This window comes from Cutibacterium sp. LaCa_255 (assembly GCF_057458005.1).
Window position 1 is genome coordinate 1,646,188 of record NZ_CP190956.1, and the last position, 20,088, is coordinate 1,666,275.

22 protein-coding genes and 1 tRNA gene are annotated in these 20,088 nt (G+C 62.2%); 5 read left to right on the forward strand and 18 right to left on the reverse strand.

Annotated features, from left to right (window positions below; translation table 11 throughout):
* Positions 1-71: 71 nt before the first annotated feature.
* From pnuC to ACP8ML_RS07450, 4 genes are all read right to left on the reverse strand, one after another.
* Positions 72-737 (reverse strand): nicotinamide riboside transporter PnuC, encoded by a 666-nt coding sequence (gene pnuC, locus ACP8ML_RS07435; RefSeq protein ID WP_065674187.1) that lies wholly within the window; start codon positions 735-737, stop codon positions 72-74.
* 72 nt (positions 738-809) lie between these two features.
* A complete protein-coding gene (locus ACP8ML_RS07440; RefSeq protein ID WP_016665650.1) occupies positions 810-1,649 on the reverse strand; it encodes an SCO1664 family protein in 840 nt (279 codons plus the stop codon).
* Positions 1,607-2,188 carry a DUF3090 domain-containing protein gene (locus tag ACP8ML_RS07445; RefSeq protein ID WP_016665651.1) on the reverse strand — a complete coding sequence of 194 codons (582 nt, stop codon included), beginning with the start codon at positions 2,186-2,188 and terminating at the stop codon, positions 1,607-1,609. Before ACP8ML_RS07445 ends, ACP8ML_RS07440 begins: the two co-directional genes overlap by 43 nt.
* 53 nt (positions 2,189-2,241) lie before the next feature.
* The gene (locus ACP8ML_RS07450; protein ID WP_016665652.1) at positions 2,242-2,895 is read right to left on the reverse strand and encodes a histidine phosphatase family protein; all 654 of its coding nucleotides are present in this window, start codon (positions 2,893-2,895) and stop codon (positions 2,242-2,244) included.
* A gap of 94 nt (positions 2,896-2,989) precedes the next feature.
* Here ACP8ML_RS07450 and ACP8ML_RS07455 point away from each other — a divergent pair, with 94 nt between their 5' ends.
* The gene (locus ACP8ML_RS07455) at positions 2,990-3,961 is read left to right on the forward strand and encodes an aldo/keto reductase (protein WP_016665653.1); all 972 of its coding nucleotides are present in this window, start codon (positions 2,990-2,992) and stop codon (positions 3,959-3,961) included.
* Between the two features lie 24 nt (positions 3,962-3,985).
* Here the strand turns inward: ACP8ML_RS07455 and ACP8ML_RS07460 are convergent, their stop codons facing one another.
* Complete coding sequence (locus tag ACP8ML_RS07460) at positions 3,986-5,284, reverse strand: citrate synthase (RefSeq protein WP_117188484.1); 1,299 nt, start codon at positions 5,282-5,284, stop codon at positions 3,986-3,988.
* 2 nt (positions 5,285-5,286) lie between these two features.
* Positions 5,287-6,651, reverse strand: a complete 1,365-nt coding sequence (locus tag ACP8ML_RS07465) for a M20/M25/M40 family metallo-hydrolase (protein ID WP_065674189.1) — start codon at positions 6,649-6,651, stop codon at positions 5,287-5,289.
* 139 nt (positions 6,652-6,790) lie between these two features.
* Between ACP8ML_RS07465 and ACP8ML_RS07470 the strand changes: the two genes are divergently transcribed.
* The 4 genes from ACP8ML_RS07470 to ACP8ML_RS07485 all read left to right on the forward strand — a co-directional run bounded on the left by ACP8ML_RS07470 (position 6,791) and on the right by ACP8ML_RS07485 (position 9,389).
* Positions 6,791-6,876 (forward strand) — tRNA-Leu (locus ACP8ML_RS07470).
* 320 nt (positions 6,877-7,196) lie between these two features.
* A complete protein-coding gene (locus tag ACP8ML_RS07475) occupies positions 7,197-8,327 on the forward strand; it encodes an alpha/beta fold hydrolase (protein WP_063279752.1) in 1,131 nt (376 codons plus the stop codon).
* A 275-nt stretch (positions 8,328-8,602) separates the two neighbouring features.
* On the forward strand, positions 8,603-8,818 hold the full coding sequence (locus ACP8ML_RS07480) for a CsbD family protein (protein ID WP_004808547.1): 216 nt from the start codon (positions 8,603-8,605) through the stop codon (positions 8,816-8,818).
* Positions 8,819-8,867: 49 nt separating this feature from the next.
* A complete protein-coding gene (locus ACP8ML_RS07485; protein WP_249361179.1) occupies positions 8,868-9,389 on the forward strand; it encodes a methylated-DNA--[protein]-cysteine S-methyltransferase in 522 nt (173 codons plus the stop codon).
* Here the strand turns inward: ACP8ML_RS07485 and dprA are convergent.
* The 12 genes from dprA to rimM all read right to left on the reverse strand — a co-directional run bounded on the left by dprA (position 9,364) and on the right by rimM (position 20,039).
* Positions 9,364-10,503 (reverse strand): DNA-processing protein DprA, encoded by a 1,140-nt coding sequence (gene dprA / locus ACP8ML_RS07490; protein WP_117188488.1) that lies wholly within the window; start codon positions 10,501-10,503, stop codon positions 9,364-9,366. The two genes, ACP8ML_RS07485 and dprA, sit on opposite strands and share 26 nt — an antisense overlap.
* Positions 10,500-12,023 carry a YifB family Mg chelatase-like AAA ATPase gene (locus ACP8ML_RS07495; protein ID WP_117188490.1) on the reverse strand — a complete coding sequence of 508 codons (1,524 nt, stop codon included), beginning with the start codon at positions 12,021-12,023 and terminating at the stop codon, positions 10,500-10,502. Before ACP8ML_RS07495 ends, dprA begins: the two co-directional genes overlap by 4 nt.
* The gene (locus tag ACP8ML_RS07500) at positions 12,020-12,442 is read right to left on the reverse strand and encodes a YraN family protein (protein WP_016665660.1); all 423 of its coding nucleotides are present in this window, start codon (positions 12,440-12,442) and stop codon (positions 12,020-12,022) included. Before ACP8ML_RS07500 ends, ACP8ML_RS07495 begins: the two co-directional genes overlap by 4 nt.
* A 111-nt stretch (positions 12,443-12,553) precedes the next feature.
* Positions 12,554-12,865, reverse strand: coding sequence for a DUF2469 domain-containing protein (locus tag ACP8ML_RS07505; protein WP_004808565.1), 312 nt, complete (start codon positions 12,863-12,865; stop codon positions 12,554-12,556).
* Positions 12,862-13,509, reverse strand: coding sequence for a ribonuclease HII (locus tag ACP8ML_RS07510; RefSeq protein WP_117188492.1), 648 nt, complete (start codon positions 13,507-13,509; stop codon positions 12,862-12,864). The genes ACP8ML_RS07505 and ACP8ML_RS07510 overlap by 4 nt, the downstream gene beginning before the upstream one ends.
* Positions 13,510-13,516: 7 nt before the next feature.
* Positions 13,517-14,344 (reverse strand): signal peptidase I, encoded by an 828-nt coding sequence (gene lepB / locus ACP8ML_RS07515; RefSeq protein WP_065674193.1) that lies wholly within the window; start codon positions 14,342-14,344, stop codon positions 13,517-13,519.
* Between the two features lie 176 nt (positions 14,345-14,520).
* On the reverse strand, positions 14,521-14,874 hold the full coding sequence (gene rplS / locus ACP8ML_RS07520) for a 50S ribosomal protein L19 (RefSeq protein ID WP_004808571.1): 354 nt from the start codon (positions 14,872-14,874) through the stop codon (positions 14,521-14,523).
* Positions 14,875-15,118: 244 nt separating this feature from the next.
* Positions 15,119-15,892, reverse strand: coding sequence for a succinate dehydrogenase/fumarate reductase iron-sulfur subunit (locus tag ACP8ML_RS07525; RefSeq protein ID WP_004808573.1), 774 nt, complete (start codon positions 15,890-15,892; stop codon positions 15,119-15,121).
* Positions 15,889-17,916 (reverse strand): fumarate reductase/succinate dehydrogenase flavoprotein subunit, encoded by a 2,028-nt coding sequence (locus ACP8ML_RS07530; protein ID WP_004808575.1) that lies wholly within the window; start codon positions 17,914-17,916, stop codon positions 15,889-15,891. The genes ACP8ML_RS07525 and ACP8ML_RS07530 overlap by 4 nt, the downstream gene beginning before the upstream one ends.
* On the reverse strand, positions 17,916-18,596 hold the full coding sequence (locus tag ACP8ML_RS07535; protein WP_081302734.1) for a succinate dehydrogenase cytochrome b subunit: 681 nt from the start codon (positions 18,594-18,596) through the stop codon (positions 17,916-17,918). The genes ACP8ML_RS07530 and ACP8ML_RS07535 overlap by 1 nt, the downstream gene beginning before the upstream one ends.
* 202 nt (positions 18,597-18,798) lie before the next feature.
* Entirely contained in the window at positions 18,799-19,497 is a 699-nt protein-coding gene (gene trmD, locus ACP8ML_RS07540; RefSeq protein WP_016665666.1) for a tRNA (guanosine(37)-N1)-methyltransferase TrmD, read from the reverse strand.
* 2 nt (positions 19,498-19,499) lie between these two features.
* Positions 19,500-20,039, reverse strand: coding sequence for a ribosome maturation factor RimM (gene rimM, locus ACP8ML_RS07545; protein WP_117188494.1), 540 nt, complete (start codon positions 20,037-20,039; stop codon positions 19,500-19,502).
* Positions 20,040-20,088: the final 49 nt, after the last annotated feature.

Below are 20,088 nucleotides of genomic sequence, written 5' to 3' on the forward strand. Positions count from 1 at the left end.
CCGACTGCGGTGGCATGACCAAGCTTGGGACCACGTGACGGACCATGCACGGTACCGGGCCCGGCATCCGATCAGGTCGCAGTCTCTCCTGCGTGCTGAGCTCGCCACCACGTCAGGAAGCCGCAGAGGCAGAAGGCTCCGTAAAAGACATACATCAGGGCACTCGGGTAGTACTGCGCGGTCGCCAGCAACGGGACGCCAACGATGTCCACGGCGATCCACACGAACCAGAACTCATTCCAGCCGCGTGCCATCCCCCACGTGGCAAGGATCGATCCGGTGAGGATCCAGGAGTCCGACAATGGGCCCCAAGAACCGAGGGCCTTGAGAACGAAGTAGAAGACGATGAGCATGGCGAGAGAGGCTGTCAGGCTGAGGATGCGTTCCCGACGAGTGGCCCACCTGGGATGGACGGCCACCTGGGAGGCGCCATTGTTGCGTCGGGTGGCAGCCCACACCACCCAGCCATAGGCGCTGGTCGCGAGGAAGAAGATCTGGCGGCCAGCCTGACCCCACAGGTTGAGGTCCTGAGGAGTGTGGAACACCCCGCCCAGGAAGACGGTGAACAGGATGACGTTCCCGACGATGCCGACCGGCCAGGCCCAGACCCGACGACGGGCGCCTCCGAGGGCCGATGCCAGTCCAAACAGGTTCCCGATGACCTCGCGCCACAGAATCGGCTTGCCCAGGCCCACATCGAGTTGAGCATTGAGCAGGGACGTGAGGACATTGGACACAGTTACACCTTTCCGACTGCAGGAGGGTGGTCGGCTCATTCTCGCAGATGATCCCGGGTGGACTTCACCCCGTCACATGGGTGGCCACGGCAGGGCTGGACGCAGTCCGCTCGGCCCCGGGAATGCACCGAACTCGAGGAGGTCTGCGGCTCGTTGCCGTAACGCCTCGACCTCGGCCATGTTGATGAACTCATCGAAGATGTCATCAGGCACAGCGACAACCTGGTCGAGCATCATCTCCTCGACCGGTTCCAGGGGTTGGCCTGCCCATCCCCACAACACCGTGCGCAACTTGGGCGCAGTGTGAAAGGCCAGGCCATTGTCCACCGCCCAGACATGGGCCGTCCCGTCCAGGTCCGGATCGGGGCCGAGCAGGATGTGACCGCCCTTGCGGTCGGCGTTGTTGGCGACGGCGTCGAAGAGGGCCAGAGCACGCAGCGCAGGATGCGGAGAGTGGGCGAGCCCGATCTCGTAGTCGTCTTCGTCGATGCCCAGCATGAATCCGTGCCAGTGTCCCGGGAGACGTTCGATGGTGTCTGCCACCACCAACGGATTCTCCAGGTCGTCGTCAATCCATCGCTGCATCGAACCGGCCCCCCGTGGGCCGTCCTCGATGAAGACGGTCAACGGCACCAGCGCAATACCCATGAGTTGGGACAGCAGGTAGGACGCAACCTCACGTCCGGCAAGAGTCCCGGCAGGGAAATCATGGAGACGTCGCTCGCGGGCAACCGGTTTGTACACCCACAACCGGTCGCCCGCATCGCGTACCAGGAGAGCGCCATTACTGGAATCGGGCAGGGCGCCATCGATCCGCCATGGAGCTCGGGGTCGAGGTGCTTGTGGCAGGTCCCAGGGGTTCGTCGAACTCACCACACCAGCGGCCTGCGGTAGCCATTTGACCGGGGACACAGGTGGCCCCCTGCCGAAAGGATTTGCTGGGCACAGTACGGGCAGTATTGGCGTCCCGACGCCACAATGACATTGCACCGAGCGACGAATTGGCGAGCCTGGGAGGTCGTCATGAGGATTTCGAGGGAATCTGGTGCCGCTTCCGGAAGTGTGGTCAACAGCATCGCGGGATCGTTGATCATCAACTCGTCATCGCTGACGGCATACATCTCGATTTCGATGCGCTTGCTCGGGTCGTCAAAGGCCATCGCCATGGTGCCAACCGTAAATTCCCCATCAAGGGGTGCGTCCAGCGGGGCGAGGTCATCAGGGGCCTCGATGGCCGGTGGGACAAGGACGTCGGCGGCATGGGCGGCCAAGCCGTCCAGAATCCTGTCCATCTGAAGGGCAAGCTGGCTGATCTGAGCCTTCTCGCATTGCACCGTCACCAGGCGAGAGCCTTCCCGAACCTGAAGGTGGAAGACCCGTGCACCCGGGCGACCAACGGTGCCGACCACGACCCGATCGGGCCGTTCGAATCGGAAGGTGCGACGAGTCATATCTCCACCCTAGCCACTCGGCCCACTCCGATGCGCACAGGCTGGGCACCGTCTCACTGGGTGTCACCGCCGAGATGGCGGCCCGCGCTCGATCCTGCACCCAGAGGTTTGTCAGGGCGCCAATTGAGGGTTTGGAGACGCCACGTCGTGCCGTCCTGGACGAGTACCGTCATGCTGGCCGGGCTGATGACCAAGGATTGGAAGAGCCGATGTGGCAGGCCCACCAGGTCGGCGACGATGGCGCGCAACGGGTCGCCGTGACTGACCACGACCGCCTCGCCATCCCGCACCTCGTCAGCGATTCTGCGGGCTGCCTGAGCCGTTCGCAGGAACATGTCAGTCATGGTTTCACCGCCTGGGAAGGCAGCCGCGGGCGGATTGTCGACTACCGTGTGCCATTCCGGCTCGCTGCTGAGACTCGACAAGGATTGTCCCGCCCACGCTCCGTAATCGCACTCGGCGATGGCGTCGTTCACGCGTATCGGGCAGGTCCACCCCGCGCCTTCGGTGATGATTGCGGCTGTTTGCCGTGCTCGGGTAACGGGGGAGGTGACGACGAGGTCAGGTTCCACATCTGTCAGTTGAGATGCCAGGGCCTTCGCGTCTCGGGTACCGACCTCGTCGAGGGGATGGTTCGAACGACCAGCGAGGATTCCCTTCGCATTGGCCTCAGTACGCCCGTGTCGAATGAGCAAAAGTCGCGCCATGGCGTCACTGTATTGCGCCCCAGTCCTGGCACCTTGCCTCAAGGCCGGCTTGAGGGTGCTCCGTTAGGGTGATCTGAACGAGGAGGACGCACACATGCGCTTAAGAACCGTCGGGGCCAGCGGCCTCAAGGTGTCTGCCATTGGTCTGGGTTCCCTGACCTGGGGCGGCCAGACCGACGCTCGTGAGGCTCGCTCCATGGTGCGCCGCTTCGTCGATGCCGGCGGAAACCTGGTCGATACCGCCCCCGCATACGGTGGTGGCTTCGCCGAACAGCTCATCGGGAAGCTCATTCACACTGACATCAGCCGAGATGACCTCGTCATCGCCACGAAGGCTGGGTTCGTCGTCGAGGGGAAGAAACGGGTTGTCGACACCTCTAGAACCGCTCTGTTGCGCGACCTGGAGGGATCTCTGCGTCGCCTCCACACCGACCACGTCGACCTGTGGCAGGTGCATGCCTGGGGAGATGCCCCCGTCGAGGAGACCTGCGCCGCCCTCGACCATGCTGTGCATTCAGGTATGGCCCGCTATGTCGGCGTGTCCAACTTCGTCGGCTGGCAGGCGGCAACGGCGGCCACATGGCAGCAGACGACCGGAACGCGAACTCCGCTGGTGAGCAATCAGGTCGAGTACTCCCTGTTGGCTCGTCGCGCCGAAATCGAGGTCGTTCCCTCTGCCCAACATCACGGCATGGGACTGTTGGCGTGGTCATCCTTGGGACGTGGCGTGCTGGCTGGTCGTTACCGCAACGGTACGCCCAAGGATTCTCGTGGCGGTTCTGACCGTCTCTCCTGGTTCGTGCAGCCCTATCTGACGCCCAAGTCCCAAGCTGTCGTCAATGCCATCTCGAAGGCGGCCGACGGACTGGGAGCGACAACTGCACAGATGGCTCTGGCATGGGTGCGTGACGCCCCCGTGGTGTCATCAGCCCTCGTCGGGCCACGAACGACGACACAGCTCGAGGAACTGCTCGGCGTCGACGACGTCGTGCTGCCCCCGGAGATCACCTCGGCCCTCGACGACATCACGGGCGGGCCGAACCTGGCCCGTCCCGAAGAGTCCTGAGGGGTCGTCGCACCGCGCCTGATCTCAGCGCTCACTACGAGGAACCCACGGCGTGGAGACCGGACCGTCGTAGAGCTCACGCGGCCTGGAGATCCTCGTCATTGGGTCCTCGGCGACCTCCTTCCAGTGCGCAATCCAGCCGGCCATACGGCCAATGGCGAACATGGCGGTGAACATGTTGAGCGGAATCCCCAGGGCCCTCAGTACGATTCCGGAGTAGAAGTCCACGTTCGGGTAGAGCCTGCGCTCGACGAAGTAGTCGTCAGCCAGGACGGCCTCCTCGAGTTCCATGGCGACGTCGAGCAGTGGGTCCGGCTTGTGCATGGTATCCAGCAACGGACCGACAACACCGCGGAGAATCTTCGCCCTGGGATCCCAGTTGCGGTAGACGCGGTGCCCGAAGCCAGAAATCCTCTCCCCCGAGTCCTTGGCCTTTGCCAGGTACTGGCGCGAGGAGAGTCCCGAGTCATGGATACGCTGCAGAGCCCGTACCGCGTTGACGTTGGCACCACCGTGACGGTCCCCCCACAGTGCACACACCCCTGCCGAACACGAGGTGAAGAGGTTGGCACCGGATGACCCCACCATCCGCACCGTCGATGTCGAACAGTTCTGGCCATGTTCGGCGTGGAGGACGAAGAAGAGGTTGAGGGCCCTCGCGGCAATCGGGTCAGGCTCGTAGTCGCGGTACGGCAGGGAGAACATCATGTGCATGAAGTTCTCGACGTACTTGAGGTCGTAGCGCGGGTAGATCGCCGGCTCCCCGATCGACGCCTTGTACGAGGCTGCCGCGATTGTCCTCACCTTGGACATCAGCTTGGCGGCGGCATCGGTGAAGGATTCCTCATCAGTGATGCGCGGGCGGTCATGGGTACTCATCGCATTGATCATCGACGACATGATCGCCATGGGGTGGCCGTTGGGAGGGAAGGCATTGAAGTGCAGATCCATCGACCGGTGCAAAGCAGAGTACTCGGTCAACCGGTTCCGGAAGTCGTCACGCTGCGCCTCAGTCGGCAGCTCGCCGAAAATGAGCAACCATGCCGTCTCCACGAAGGAGACCTTCTCCTCGGCAAAGGTCTCGATTGGCAGACCCCGATAGGTGAGCACTCCCTCCTCACCGTCGATCCAGGAGATGGCCGACCGGCACGAGGCGGTGTTGGCGAATGCAGGGTCGAAAGTCGTCACGTCGCCGGTCATCTGACGAAGATCCGAGATGTCGATGACCCTGTCGCCGGTGGTGCCGATGAGGACGGGGAGGGAGTACTCCTGGCCGTCGAGAATGAGGGTTGCGGTGCCGCGCTGGCTTGGTTTCTGACTCATCGTCAGGCCTCCTGCAGGATGTGATCGACGACTTTGGCGCCGAAGACGAGGGAGCCCACCGGGACTCTCTCGTCGACACCGTGGAACAGACTGATGAAGTCGAAGTCAGCAGGAAGCCGCAATGGGGTGCAGCCGTAGCAGTTGATGCGACGGCCGTCCGGGAGGACGGCAAACCCCTTGGCGTCGGTTCCTGCCGAGTTGAGGTAGGGCAGCACGACCGCTCCCGGATCCTCGGCGTCAATGGCATGCCGGATGGCGTCGACAGCTGACCCTTCGAAGGGTGCTGCCGCAGCAGGTTTGAGGGAGATCGTCTCGAAATCGATCCCGGGACCAGCCAAGGACTTGATCGTCGAGATCATCTCCTCCTCAGACCCGGGAATGAAGCGGGCGTCAATCTCGGCGCTGGCCCGAGTCGGCACGACGTTGACCTTGTACCCGGCCGACAGCACCGTCGTGGTGACGTTGTGGGAGCAGCACGCGGCAACCATGCGGGACAGCGGCCCAATCGGTGCGAGGCACGACTCAAGGTCATCCCGGTCGATCGTCAGACCCCACATCTCGGAAACCTTGGCGAGGAACTCCTCCTGCACGGGGTGGCCCAGGTCGGGCCACTGATGGGAATCAATGCGCGACAGGGCTTCCAACAAGTGGCTGACCGCGTTGTCCGGGTTGCGCATGGAGCCATGGCCGGCTCTGCCGGTGGCACTCATTCGGAACCACCACAGGCCCTTCTCGGCCGACTGGACGACGTAGACCCGCTTGCCCCCAGGGGTCGTCAGGGAGAACCCACCCACCTCGCTGATGGCCTCGGTGACGCCGTCGAAGATCTCCGGATGGTTGGCACCCAGCCAGGTGGATCCGAGCGTGCCGGATGCCTCCTCGTCAGCGAACATAATGAAGCGAATCGGACGCGACGGCACCTCACCGCGACGATGACGGGCTCGGATGGCTGAGAGCACCATCGCGAGGAAACCTTTCATGTCGATGGCTCCCCTGCCCCACATGCAGTTGTCGTGAACCTCGCCGGACAACGGGTGATGGGCCCAGTCCTCGGCTTCGAAGGGCACGGTGTCGCTGTGGCCGTGAAGCAACAAGGCGGGACGACTCATGTCGGTGCCTTCGGGTGCCCACTCAGCGACCAGGGTGGCTCGGCTGGGCTCGGATTCGTAGATCGAGACGTCCACCCCGATCTCTTCCAGGAGCTCGGAGACGTAGCGACACATGTCGACCTCGCCACGAGCGTCTTGTGGACCAAAGTTCTGCGAGTCGATCTGAATCATGCGCGAGCAGATGTCGACCACCTCGGTCTGCGGACTGTTCGGCCCGTCGACAAGGTCTTCGAGAGGCATGCTGAAGAGATCTGACATGCAGCGATTGTGTCACCGACCGGGGTTTCCACCGTCATCAGGGACACTCGATGGACGCCGATTTGCATCGTGGCGCGAACTTCTACTAAAGTCCCGTGACTGTCCGGTACGACGCATGAGCGAAGAACCGGAGACCCGAGTCCGGGTGGCGGAATTGGTAGACGCGCTAGCTTGAGGTGCTAGTGGCCGATTAAGGCTGTGGAGGTTCAAGTCCTCTCTCGGACACAACAAGCCCCGTCTGACTGAACGAGTCAGGCGGGGTTCATTTTTCACCCCATTCGCGTGCCCGCCCCCCTTGAGGAGCAACCGGCCCTCGCATCGCCATCTGTGATATTTTTCGCCGTGAATACATATGAAAGGTTCACTTCAGTCCACCTTTCGTGGATGTGGACAGATTCCTTCAGCCGAGTTTCCGCCTGTGCACGAAAGACCAACTCTGCCGTTCAGACCACCATCACGAACCCTCGGCTCATATTGTCCTGTACATCCGAGGTGGCCGTCGCTCAAGGGTGAGACGGGCACGCACGACGCAAAGGAGCATCTTAATGTCATTCCCACGCAAACTCAGCGCACTGACGATTGCCGGCACCATGGCAGTGACTGGCGTCACCATTGCGACCCCAGCCATGGCTGCTCCTGAAGGTGGTTCTCAGCCTGCCGCCGCCCCGGCGACCGACCAGGTGAAGAAGGAGACCGGCTACTTCAAGACTACTGACAAGCTTGGGACCAAGCTCTTCTACCGCAAGGACATCGTCCCCAACGCCAAGGGCGCCGTCGTTCTGGTCCACGGTCTCATGGAGAATTCCTCCAACTACGAGTACCTGACCAAGAGCCTCACCAAGGCCGGCTACAGCGTCTACCGTTTCGACAATCGTGGTCACGGCCGTAGCGCCGCCCCGTACGTCAACAACGCCATTCCGCGTGGCCAGTTCGATGACTGGTGGAACATCGAGTCCGACATTCACCAAGTCGTCCAGACCGCACACGAGGAGAACGCCGACCAGAAGGTCTTCCTCCTCGGCCACTCGATGGGCGGCATCGCCGTTCAGTCCTACGGAATCATGTACCCGGGCACTGTCGACGGCATCGTCTCCTCCGGTGGCGGTACGTTCGCCAGCGTTGACGGGCCGAACACCGAGGGCGTCACCACCGTGACCCCCGACAATCTCAACTTCTTCGCCCGCCATGCCCTCCCACAGATCAGCCAGATTCTCCCGATGTCTCACCTGACGGCGTTCAACGGCCAGCTCGCCAAGGCTGCCGTCAAGGATCCCAAGAGCATCCGGATGCCATCTGGTCCGCTCTCTGCCGGCGTCATCCTCCCTGGCTACCCGGCTTACGGTCTGTGCTCCGATCCCGATGTCCGCATCGACCACTGGCAACGTGACCCGCTGTACAACCACTACATGCGTCTCGGTCTGGTCGAGCAGCTCGGTGTCGGCGAGGTCTACAACATCATGAATGCCCATGAGTTCGACTCCCCCACCCTCATCATGCACGGTGAGAACGATGGCCTCGTGCCGAGCTACTTCGACGTGAACTGGTACAACGCCATTAATTCGAAGGACAAGAAGATCATCCAGTGGCATGGCCTCATGCACGAGATCTTCAACGAGCCCACCAAGGACCAGGTCATCAAGACTGCTGTCGACTGGATTGACGCCCACAACAAGTGAACTTGATCCGGCCTACTTTCTGATGAGGGCTGCGTCTCCCACACATCGCGGGAGACGCAGCCCTCATTGTACCGGCATGCGACACGAACTCACACCAGTTCGCATGCTTCAGTTCTCAGGCACCTCTCCGCCCTGTTCTGGATCATGAACAACCGTGTTCGTGAGCCCAGATCACCCGTGCAACACGAACCACTGGTCAGACTTGGGTCACCCGATAAAATACAAATACGCCCCGGACTGATCAGCGGTCCTGGGACTGACGAAAGGAGCCACTCGTGGGCCTCAGCGACAAGATCAAGAGCAAGAGCGACGAGCTCGTCGGTGCTGCCAAGGAGAAGATCGGAGATGTGACTGACAACGCCGATCTCCAGGGCGAGGGCGCCGATCAGAAGGCCAGCGGCAAGGTGGACCAGAAGGTGGATGACGCCAAGGACAAGGCGACTGACCTCAAGCACGACGTCCAGGCTGCTACCGACAAGCTGAAGGACTGACAACTGACGGGCCGGGCACATGAAGTGCCCGGCCCTTTACCATGTCCTCATGACGATCACGGCGCGGCGTTATTTCGACAACTCCATCGGGGTGTTGACGCTCGCCGCGACCCCGCAAGGACTGGCCCAGGTCACGTTCGGCGAGGCACCAGCGCCATCGACCGTCCGCGAATCGTCCGAGCAACACCACATCTGCGAGGGAATCCTCGACGACGCCGCCCACCAGTTCAGCGAGTACCTCTCCGGCTCCCGAACTGCTTTCAGTCTCCCCCTCGACCTATCAGGAGCGACAGCCTTCCAACGAGCCGTCATCAACGGGCTACTCACGATTCCCTACGCCCAGACCATCAGCTATCGCGACTTAGCCACCCTCATCGGGCGTCCACAGGCCTCCCGAGCGGTCGGCAACGCCTGTGCCACGAATCCATTGCCGATCGTCATCCCTTGTCACCGGATCCTGCGTAGTGATCGCAAGCTCGGGGGTTACCTTGGCGGCCGAACCATCAAGCGTTTCCTGTTGGACATGGAAATCCGTCATGGTGCCATCACCTCCGGTTGCCGGCCAATGTGACCGACCACGTACCATCCAGGCAACATGCCGCCATGCCCAGCTGCTCGAGTACCGTCAATGCGGCTGAGCACTGAGCCACAGACACTCCCGCCGACGCAGACAACTCGTCCATCCCACAAGATCCATGAGCCGGGAGCGCCTCGTGCACGGCCAGTTCCGTGGCATCCAGGACATCCGTGGGAAGACTGCGACCTTCCGGTCTTTCGGGTTCAGGAGCAAGTTCTCCGACGATCCCGCGGACATCCTCGGCATCGCGCACCAAGATCGCCTCACCGTCACGGATGAGCTTGTTCGTACCGGTTGACCTGCTCGAGGTCACGGGACCGGGGACAGCCATGACTGCCCGGCCCAGAGCATTCGCCCATGAGACGGTGTTGATCGCTCCCGATCGCCACCCTGCCTCGACAATGACGGTCCCTGTCGTCAGCGCAGCAATGAGACGATTTCTGGCCAAGAACCCCGGACGCGTTGGATGCCGGCCTGGTGGCATTTCCGAGACCAGGGCGCCCGTTTCGGCAATGCGTTCCAGCACCGCGGCATTTCCCCTCGGGTACAAGACGTCAAGCCCACATGCCAGGACTCCGATCGTCGTCTCGTCGACGCACAAGGCGCCTCGATGTGCAGCGACGTCGATCCCGAATGCGCCACCGGAGACTATGACCTGACGACCGGTCCCGTCGCTGTGTCCCTGAGCAAGATGGTGGGCCATCTCCATCGCGACATCCTGGCCATAGCTCGTCGCAGCTCGGCAGCCGACGATGGCAACCGACCGCTCAGACGCCTCATTGACGCGTGTCGGGCCAAGAACCCACAACCCGATGGGAACCCCACCCATTCCTGACTTCCCCACCCACGAGAGGTCATCGAGCCCAACGGGCCACTCCTCATCTCCGGGGATGAGGAACCTCATCATGGCTTTCTCCGACCGGGCCATCACCTGGTCGACATCCGTCCCTCTGGCTCGCTCGTACCATCTCTCGTCCACATCGGTCAGCAGGCGGTGCCAGATCTCTTCGGCCGTCATGTCCAGCAATCGCCGCGCCGTGACGCTGTCCCCAGGCTGGACAACTGTTGTCAGGGCAGCTCGCGCCACCCTCTCGTTGTCCCATGTCATAGCAATCGTCCTCGTCTCATCCCCATGGCCTCAGCAACACATGCCTTGTCCACCTCGTCCTTGCCCTCCAAATCGGCCACGGTCCATGCGATTCGCAGCACCTTATCCACGCCTCGGGCTGTCAGCCGACCGGTCGTCAGGGCGTCTTCGATGATGCGAGTGGCATCATTGGCCGGGAGCTTCTGGCGAAGCACCTTCCCCGGCACCTCGGCATTGCATTTCCATGGCCTCCCTTCCCAGCGACGCGCAGCCCTCAGCCGGGCTTCTGCCACCCGGTCGTGCACGACGGCGCTGGACTCCCCTGCGGGCAACGTTGAGGCGTCAAGCAGGTGCGCCGAGGTCAGCGGGCGCATGCGTACCGTCACGTCGACTCGGTCGAGGATCGGGCCGGAGAGCCGACCCGAATATCGTTGGACCTGTTGTGGAGTGCAGGTACACCGCCCGGACGGGTCGTCAGCCATCCCACACGGGCACGGGTTGAGTGCCATAACGAGCTGAAACCGAGCTGGGAACGTCGTGTGGGCCTGAGAACGGCCGATGATGATCTCCCCCGTCTCCAAAGGCCCACGCAGCGAATCGAGGACCTTGGGGGCAAATTCCGGGGCCTCGTCGAGAAAGAGAACGCCGCGGTGCGCCAGGGAGATGGCACCTGGCTGGGCAATCCGTGCTCCTCCGCCGACCATGGCAGCCATCGACACGGAATGGTGTGGCTGTGCCAACGGCGGCCTGGTCATGAGACGCCCGCTCCCCCGGCCTGCCAAGGAGTGCAGAGCCGTCACCTCGAGGGCGTCCCGGTGATCCAGGCCGGGAAGGATCCCGGGCAGCCGTCGTGCCAGCATCGACTTCCCACAGCCAGGTGCGCCGCGAAGGAGGATGTGGTGACGTCCGGCTGCCGCCACTTCGAGGGCGCGGCGTGCTTCATGTTGGCCGATCACCTCTGCCAGATCTACCAGACCTGGATCAGCATCGGCGGCGTCAGTCACGGGTTCCTCAGTCGCCAGTACCGGACGGCCGTGCAGAACCTCGACGACCTCACGGAGATGACCGACCGGCCAGATCGTCACCCCCTGCACCAACCGGGCCTCGGCATACTGGCCGGACGGCACCACGGCACACTCGAACCCGGCCTCGCGAGCCGCCAACAATGCCGGAAGTACCCCACGCACTGGTCGTACCCGCCCGTCTAGCCCCAGTTCCCCCATGAGAACCGTCGACCCGAGCAGGGTCTGCGGGATCTTTCCGTCCGCAGCCAGGGTCGCAGCGGCAATGGCGAGATCGAAGTGAGTCCCGGCCTTCGGCAGGCCGGCCGGGGTGAGGTTGATCGTCAGGACGTTGCTCGGCCAGGACATGCCGGTGGCACCAACCGCAGCCCGACACCGATCCCGAGCCTCGTGCAGGGCCATGTCCGGAAGGCCGACGAGTACCGTACGCGGCAGCCCCGACGATATGGCCGTCTCCACCTCGACCAAGCAGCCTTCCAACCCCATCAGGGCAACCGACCATGCGCTCGCCCCGGTCACTGGATGCCCCGCACATGCGTAATCGTCGGCTGTTCGCCGGGGCGCACCATGACCCCGATGGCGTCGATCCGTACCGAGTGCATTCCTTTCTCCTGGTCGACCAACCAGGCCAACGCGAGCTCGTGAAGCTTACGGATCTTCGTCGTCGTGATGGATTCCAGGGGATCACCGAATCCAGTGCCGGACCGCGTCTTGACCTCGATGAAGACGATCGTCCGGTCATCTTGCGCAATGAGGTCGATCTCCCCCACTTGGCACGCCCAGTTTCGGGCGACGATCGTCCACCCGAGGGAATCCACGTACTGGGCGGCAATGTCCTCGCCCCACGCACCGAACGCGGGTCTGCCGCCACGACGCCCACGCAAGGCTGCTCCGCGAGGGGTCGTCAGTTCTGCCGACAACGGCTTGGGTGTCATCATGCACCACCTCCGACAACAGTTGTCGTCGCAGGAATGCTGATCATTCAGTTATCCACAGACCAATCTGGCCTGCCATGAACACCACGAGTTGTCCCCAGACGATGCAGCCACTTACGTGGAGGGAACCTCATCGAAGTCGGGATGCACGATCTCCTCGATCGACACATCGCGGAAGGTGAGGATCTTGGCGCTCTTGACGAACCTGGACGGCCGATACATGTCCCACACCCAAGCGTCCGCCATGGACACCTCGTAGTAGACGTCACCGCCCTCGGTACGTACCTTGAGGTCAACGACGTTGCACAGGTAGAACCGTCTCTCGGTCTCCACGGCATATTTGAAGATGCCGACGACGTCCTTGTACTCGCGGTAGAGCTCAAGCTCCATGCGGTTCTCGTACTGTTCCAGATCCTCGGCACTCATGATGAATGCAGCCTAGCCGCTCGTTGCACATTGCCGTAGCTCATCCGATGCTGGGGTGACGGCCCCAGCTCCTCCAGCCGTCGTTGGTGCAAGGCCGTCGAATATCCCTTGTGCACCGCGAAGTCATAACCAGGAATCTCCTCGTCCATGGCAATCATGATGCGGTCCCTGGCCACTTTCGCCACGATCGACGCCGCTGCCACGCAGGCGCACACTGCGTCGGCCTTCCACATTCCCAGGCCCGGAACGGTCAGTCCATCCACGGGGAACCCGTCTGACAGCACGTACCCTGGCTCGACATCCAACCGTGCGACGGCGCGTCTCAGCCCGCTGATGTCGGCTTCTTGCATACCCAACCGGTCGCACTCGTCGGCCTCCACACGGACCCATGACACGGCCAACGCTTTGTCCATGATGATGTCGAACAGCCGCTCTCGTTTGACGACAGACAAGGTCTTGGAATCGGCGAGCCCCTCGATCCGTGATGACCTGCGATCATCGAGGATCACGGCAGCGGCCACCAAAGGCCCGGCACAGGCTCCCCTGCCGGCCTCGTCACACCCGGCGACCGGACCCAGACCTGCTCTCGTCAGGGCCCTTTCATGGCCCATCGGACCAGGCCCGACGCGCACCGTCACGGCCATGGCGTCGTCATCGGGGCGAGCACTCGTCGCCGACGCAGATGCGCGCTTTGTCAGGGGCTGAGCCAGACCGGTCGGGAATGCCCTTGAATGTGTCAGGGGTCCCCAGCCCGTCAATACGGTTGAGAGGCATGAGAATGGCCTTTGCAGGCCCGACGACGTTGTCGAGAGGAACGAACCCGGGAGCACCCGTGTACCCGTCAGGATCGAGGTCCTGGATGTGGTAGCGAGAATCTCCCGACGCATTGCGGTGATCCCCCATCACGAACATCCGGTCCTTGGGAACGGTGACCCGGAACTTCATCGTCGACGGCTCGACCATCTGACCGTTCTCCGAGTACAGGTAGGAACGCTCGTCAAGGGCTTTCCCGTTGACGGTCACCTGACCCTTGACGTTGCAGCAGGCAACGGTGTCGCCGGGCATTCCGATAACGCGTTTGATGAGGTAGTTGGAGCTCGTGTTGGGCAGCAGACCCACGAACTCCAGCACTTTGCCCGCGACAGAGCGACGATCTTGGGCTGCGGGAAGCCAGTGCTCGGTGTCCTTGAACACGACGACGTCACCACGATGGAAGTCCGCTGCCTTGACGGCCACCACGCGATCACCAACCTGCAGGGTGTTCTGCATGGATCTGGAGGGAATGACGAACATCTGTCCCACGAAAGCTCGCAGGATTGCCGAGATGACGAGAGCTCCGACGATGATGAGGACGATTTCCATCATTCCGGATCGGAACCGCTGCCATCCGCTCGGTCGTTGCGACCCAGTCGTTCCTGCAGCCTGCGGGCCATCGGTGTCGCCATCGGCAGTCCTTCGCGCCTCGTAGTCATACGCCACGGCGATACCTCTCCCTCTTACCTCCCGGGAACGTCCCGGCAGGTGCCAACCTGCAGTGTAACCAACGTCCAGAACACACTCTGGTCACCTCGTCGAGCGTCGATCGACCCGGACCTCATAAGACACACGAAAACGGGGCCCCGCACAAGCGAAACCCCGTTACTGTGAGGACGACGTCAGCGAGCTGCGCCCTTCTCCTTGATCTTCGCAGCCTTGCCGCGCAGACCGCGCAGGTAGTACAGCTTGGCGCGACGGACGGCACCGTGGCGATCAACCTCGATCTTCTCAATGATCGGGGAGTGCAGTGGGAAGGTACGCTCGACACCCGTTCCGAAGCTCAGCTTGCGGACGGTGAAGGACTCCTGGACGCCACCACCGGTACGCGAGATGACGGTTCCGGCGAAGACCTGCACACGGGTGCGGCTGCCCTCGACGACCTTTACGTGGACCTTCACCGAGTCGCCAGGGCGGAACTCGGGAATGTCGTCGCGCATCGAGGCCTTGTCGATCTCGTCGATGATGTTGCTCATGGTGTTTCCTCGCCGGTGCCACAGGTCACCTGGTGCTCGTGTTCAAAAGATGTGGTCCCCGCACTCCGGACGATCCCCCTGTGGCAGGAGCCGGACACGGACAACAGCAGGATATTTTTCCACACTCAAAGGGCTGACACCAAATTGCATACCACGAGGCTGGCCCCGTCAGCTCCATGGAACCGACGGGGCCCCGGCACCAGATGGTGTCGGGGCCCGTGTGGTCGACCACATAGGTCAGAACTCAGTCATCCTTGCCGTCATGCTTGAACAGCGAGGCGATGAGGTCGCGGTTGAGCTGGCTGATGGACTCCAGCGGGATGCCCTTCGGGCACACCGAGGCGCACTCACCAATGTTGGTGCAGCCACCGAATCCCTCGGCGTCGTTCTGGGCAGCCATGGCCTTGACACGACGCATCCGCTCCGGCTGTCCCTGCGGAAGCATGGCAAGGTGGGTGATCTTCGCCGAGGTGAACAACATCGAGGAGCCGTTCGGGCAGGCAGCCACACAAGCACCACAGCCGATGCAGGTAGCGGCATCGAAGGAGCGGTCAGAGCGCTTCTTGTTGACCTGGACAGCATGGGCATCCGGGGCAGCACCGGTGTTCACGGAGATGTAGCCGCCAGCCTGGATGACGCGGTCGAGGGCCGAGCGGTCCACGATGAGGTCCCGCAGGATTGGGAAGGCACCGGACTTCCAGGGCTCAATCGTGATGGTCGAGCCATCAGCGAAGGAGCGCATGTGCAGCTGACAGGTGGTGGTACGCACCGGCTGGGCGACGCCCATGCCACCGTGCGGCACGCCGTTGATGACGACGCCACACTGGCCACAGATGCCCTCGCGGCAGTCCGAGTCGAAGGCCACGGGCTCCTCACCTTGAGCGGTGAGGTTCTCGTTGAGCATGTCCAGCATCTCGAGGAAGGACATGTCACCGGAGACACCGTCCAGGGTGTACTCGACGAGACGGCCCTGATCCTGGGTGTTGCGCTGGCGCCAGATTCGCAGGTTGATCTTCACTTGTAGCTCCTCTGCTTGACCTGGATGGACTTGTAGACCAGCGGCTCCTTGTGCAGGGTCGGCTTGTGGCCCTCACCGGTCCACTCCCAGGCAGCGACGTACTGGTACTGATCGTCGTGACGCAGGGCCTCGCCCTCCTCGGTCTGAGACTCGGCGCGGAAGTGACCGCCACAGGACTCGCGACGATGCAGAGCATCGATGCACATCAGCTCACCGAGCTCCAGGAAGTCAACGAGACGTCCGGCACGCTCGAGGGTCTGGTTGAGCTCCTCGTTGACACCGGTGACCTTGACGTTGGTCCAGAACTCGTTGCGCAAGTTGCGGATGAGACCGATGGCCTTGACGAGGCCGGCCTCGTTGCGCTCCATGCCGCAGTACTCCCACATGATGTGGCCGAGTTCCTTGTGGATCGAGTCGACGGTGCGGGTTCCGTTGATCGTCAAGAGCTTGTTGATGCGGCTCTCGACGGCCTGACGGGCCTCGACGGCGGCCGGGTGCTTCTCGTCCACCTTGCCGAACTTCGGGGAGTCAGCCAGGTAGTCGGTGATGGTGTTGGGCAGCACCCAGTAACCATCAGCCAGACCCTGCATCAGGGCCGAAGCCCCGAGTCGGTTGGCACCGTGATCGGAGAAGTTGGCCTCGCCACAGACGAACAGGCCCGGGATGGTCGACTGCAGGTCGTAGTCGACCCACAGGCCACCCATGGTGTAGTGCACAGCGGGGTAGATCCGCATCGGAACCTCGTACGGGTTCTCATCGGTGATCCGCTGATACATGTCGAAGAGGTTGCCGTACTTCTTCTCGACAGCATCCTTGCCCATGCGCTCAATGGCCTCGGAGAAGTCGAGGTAGACACCACGGGAGCGCATGTGCTCGGTGCCGTCGGCATCGACCTCACGGACCTTCGGGCCAACGCCGCGACCCTCGTCACAGCGGTACTTGGCCTGACGGGAGGCGATGTCACGAGGAACCAGGTTGCCGAAGGACGGGTAGATGCGCTCCAAGTAGTAGTCGCGATCTTCTTCGGGGATGTCACGCGGATCCTTCTCGCAGTCCTCCGCGCGCTTCGGCACCCAGATACGACCGTCATTGCGCAGCGACTCCGACATCAGGGTCAGCTTCGACTGGTTCTCGCCGTGCACCGGGATGCAGGTCGGGTGGATCTGCGTGTAGCACGGGTTGCCGAAGTAGGCACCCTTGCGATGGGCACGCCACGAAGCGGTGACGTTGCAGCCCATGGCGTTCGTCGACAGGAAGAAGACGTTGCCGTAACCACCGGTGGCCAGGACGACGGCGTCGCCGAACCACTCCTCGATCTTGCCGGTGACCATGTCACGGGTCACGATGCCGCGGGCACGACCATCGGCAACGATGAGCTCGACCATCTCGTGACGGGTGTGCATGTGGACGGTTCCGGCATGGACCTGACGCTCGAGGGCCTGGTAGGCGCCGATCAGCAGCTGCTGACCCGTCTGTCCACGAGCGTAGAAGGTGCGCTGCACCTGGACGCCACCGAAGGAACGGTTGTCGAGCAGGCCACCGTACTCACGGGCGAACGGAACACCCTGGGCGACGCACTGGTCGATGATGTTCGCGCTGACCGCGGCCAGACGGTAGACGTTCGTCTCGCGGGAGCGGTAGTCGCCGCCCTTCACGGTGTCGTAGAACAGGCGGTAGATGGAGTCACCGTCGTTCTTGTAGTTCTTCGCAGCGTTGATGCCACCCTGAGCGGCGATGGAATGGGCACGACGCGGAGAGTCCTGGTAACAGAAGTTCTCGACGCGGTAACCAGCCTCACCAAGGGTGGCAGCAGCGGAGCCACCGGCCAGGCCGGTGCCGACGATGATGACGGTCATCTTGCGGCGGTTGGCCGGGTTGACCAGACGAGAGGTGAACTGACGATCAGTCCAGATCTTCTCGATCGGAAGGTCGTGGTTGGCCTTCGTGTCATGAATCTCGTCGCCGGTCGTCCAGTACTGGTCGGCCAGAGCGGCGTTGTTGTTTGACGTAGCTGTTGCAGTCATCAGGAGATCACCCCGAACAGGATCAGGAAGGGAGGAACCATGAAGCCCACGAGGATCACGATGGCGACGATCCAGGAGCACACGCGCAGCACAGCGCGAGCGGTACCAGAGACGTTGACACCGAGGGTCGCGAAGGCGCTCCAGAAACCATGGGAAACGTGCATGCACACCGCGATGATGGCGATGAGGTAGATGAGCACGAACCACCAGTGACTGAAGGCTGTGAGCACCATGCCTGCACGCCCAGCCGCGTCGGTCGGCGGGTTGTTGAACAGATCAGGGCTGATGGTGAACTGCAGCAGGTGAAGGATGAGGAACGCGAAGATGATCCAACCGCCCCAGTACATCGTGCGGGCCGCGTAGGTGTTCTCCGGGGAGAGGTTCTTCTTCACGGAGTAACGACCAGCGCCACCAGTACCGATGCGACGCTGCTTCGTGACGCGGATCGCCGACCAAATGTGCAGCACAATCGCCAGCAACATGAAGATTCGGAAGATCCACAGGAACGACTCACCCGGAAGGATCGGGTTGAGAATCGTACGGAGGTAGCTGGCGTAGTCGTTGAACTCCTCGTTGCTACCGAGCAACTTCAAGTTGCCGAACATGTGCATGAGCAGGAAGAGGACCAAGATGATGCCGGTGACGGCCATGAGGGCCTTCGCCGCGACAGTTGATCGCACTGCTCTCTGATGAGTAGTAAGTGTTGTAGTCGCCACGGAGCAAAGACTATCCAATCAACAGCCCCTTTGCCGCACGACCCCCAGTGTTTTCAAAATCTCCTTACAACTGCACTCTGAGTACGTGTTTTAGTCAATATTAACGCAACATTTTTGGTTCGAATTTAGGGTATTGGCGACTTCGAATACGTTGTCTCCCTGAGTCTTAATCAGTCAAGTCCGGACGACGATCACGAGTGAGCAACAACGACTCCTCTCGTCTCCATTCGGCGATACGGCCGTGGTGCCCACTCATGAGGACCTCAGGGACATCCATCCCTCGCCATGACACTGGTCGAGTGAACAGCGGGTACTCCAACAGTCGTTCCTGTCCCGGCGAGAACGACTCCTCCGCGAGGGACTCCGGGTTACCCATGAATCCGGGGATCAGACGGACGACAGCTTCGGTGATGGCCAGGGCAGCGACCTCTCCCCCGTTGAGGACGTAGTCGCCCAGACTCAGTTCATGGACGGTCCACATGGTTCGCGCGTAGTCGATGACCCGGTGATCGATGCCCTCGTAGCGTCCGCAACAGAAGACGACCCGCTCAACCGTCGACAGCTCCTGGGCAGCGGACTGTGTGAACGGAATTCCGGAGGGAGTCGGGAAGATCACGTGGACCGACGGATCGGGTTCAATACCAATGATCCCGTCGAAGGCCTCGCCCCAGGGATCAGGCTTCATGACCATGCCGGCGCCACCGCCGCACGGGGTGTCATCGACAGTGCGATGACGATCGTGGGTCCAGTCGCGCAGGTCATGGGCGTGGACCTCGACCAAACCATTGTCGACAGCCTTTCCTAACAGGGAGATGTCGAGAACGTCGAAGTATCCGGGGAAGATCGACAGATAGTCCAGCCTCATCGTTACCTCGCCTCCTCGGCATCGTCGTCAAGAAGTCCAGGGATACTGGCGACAACGATCTGACCGGCAGCGACGTCAACGGTGGGAACGAGCTGGCGAACGAACGGCACCAGATGTTCGTCGCCGTCGACATCGATGGCGAGCACATCCTGGGCCGGCAGGTGGAGAATGTCCTTGACGGTTCCCCGTGCCTGACCCGACTCGTCAACCACTGCTAGTCCCCGCAACTGACGGTCCCAGAACTCTTCTGGATCAGCTGGCTTCTCATCGGCCTCGACGTCAGCCACCAACACCGAACCTCGCAGCTCCTCGGCGCCATTCCGATCGGCGACCTCCTTGAAGGCGGCGATCAGGCTGCCCTTGGCCCATCGTGATCTGGCAACTGTCAACTCCCGCCGCGTGCCTTCGATGCAAACTGTCGCACCAACGTCGAACCTCTCGTCGGGCTCGTCGGTACGAACCTCGATGACGACGTCTCCCCGCAGACCATGGGCACGTCCCACCCGACCGACGACAACCTCCACTGTTGCCTGCTGTTCCACTGTGACTCCTGAAGCTCATGGGTGCTGCCGCGTCTGCGGCTGGACAAAA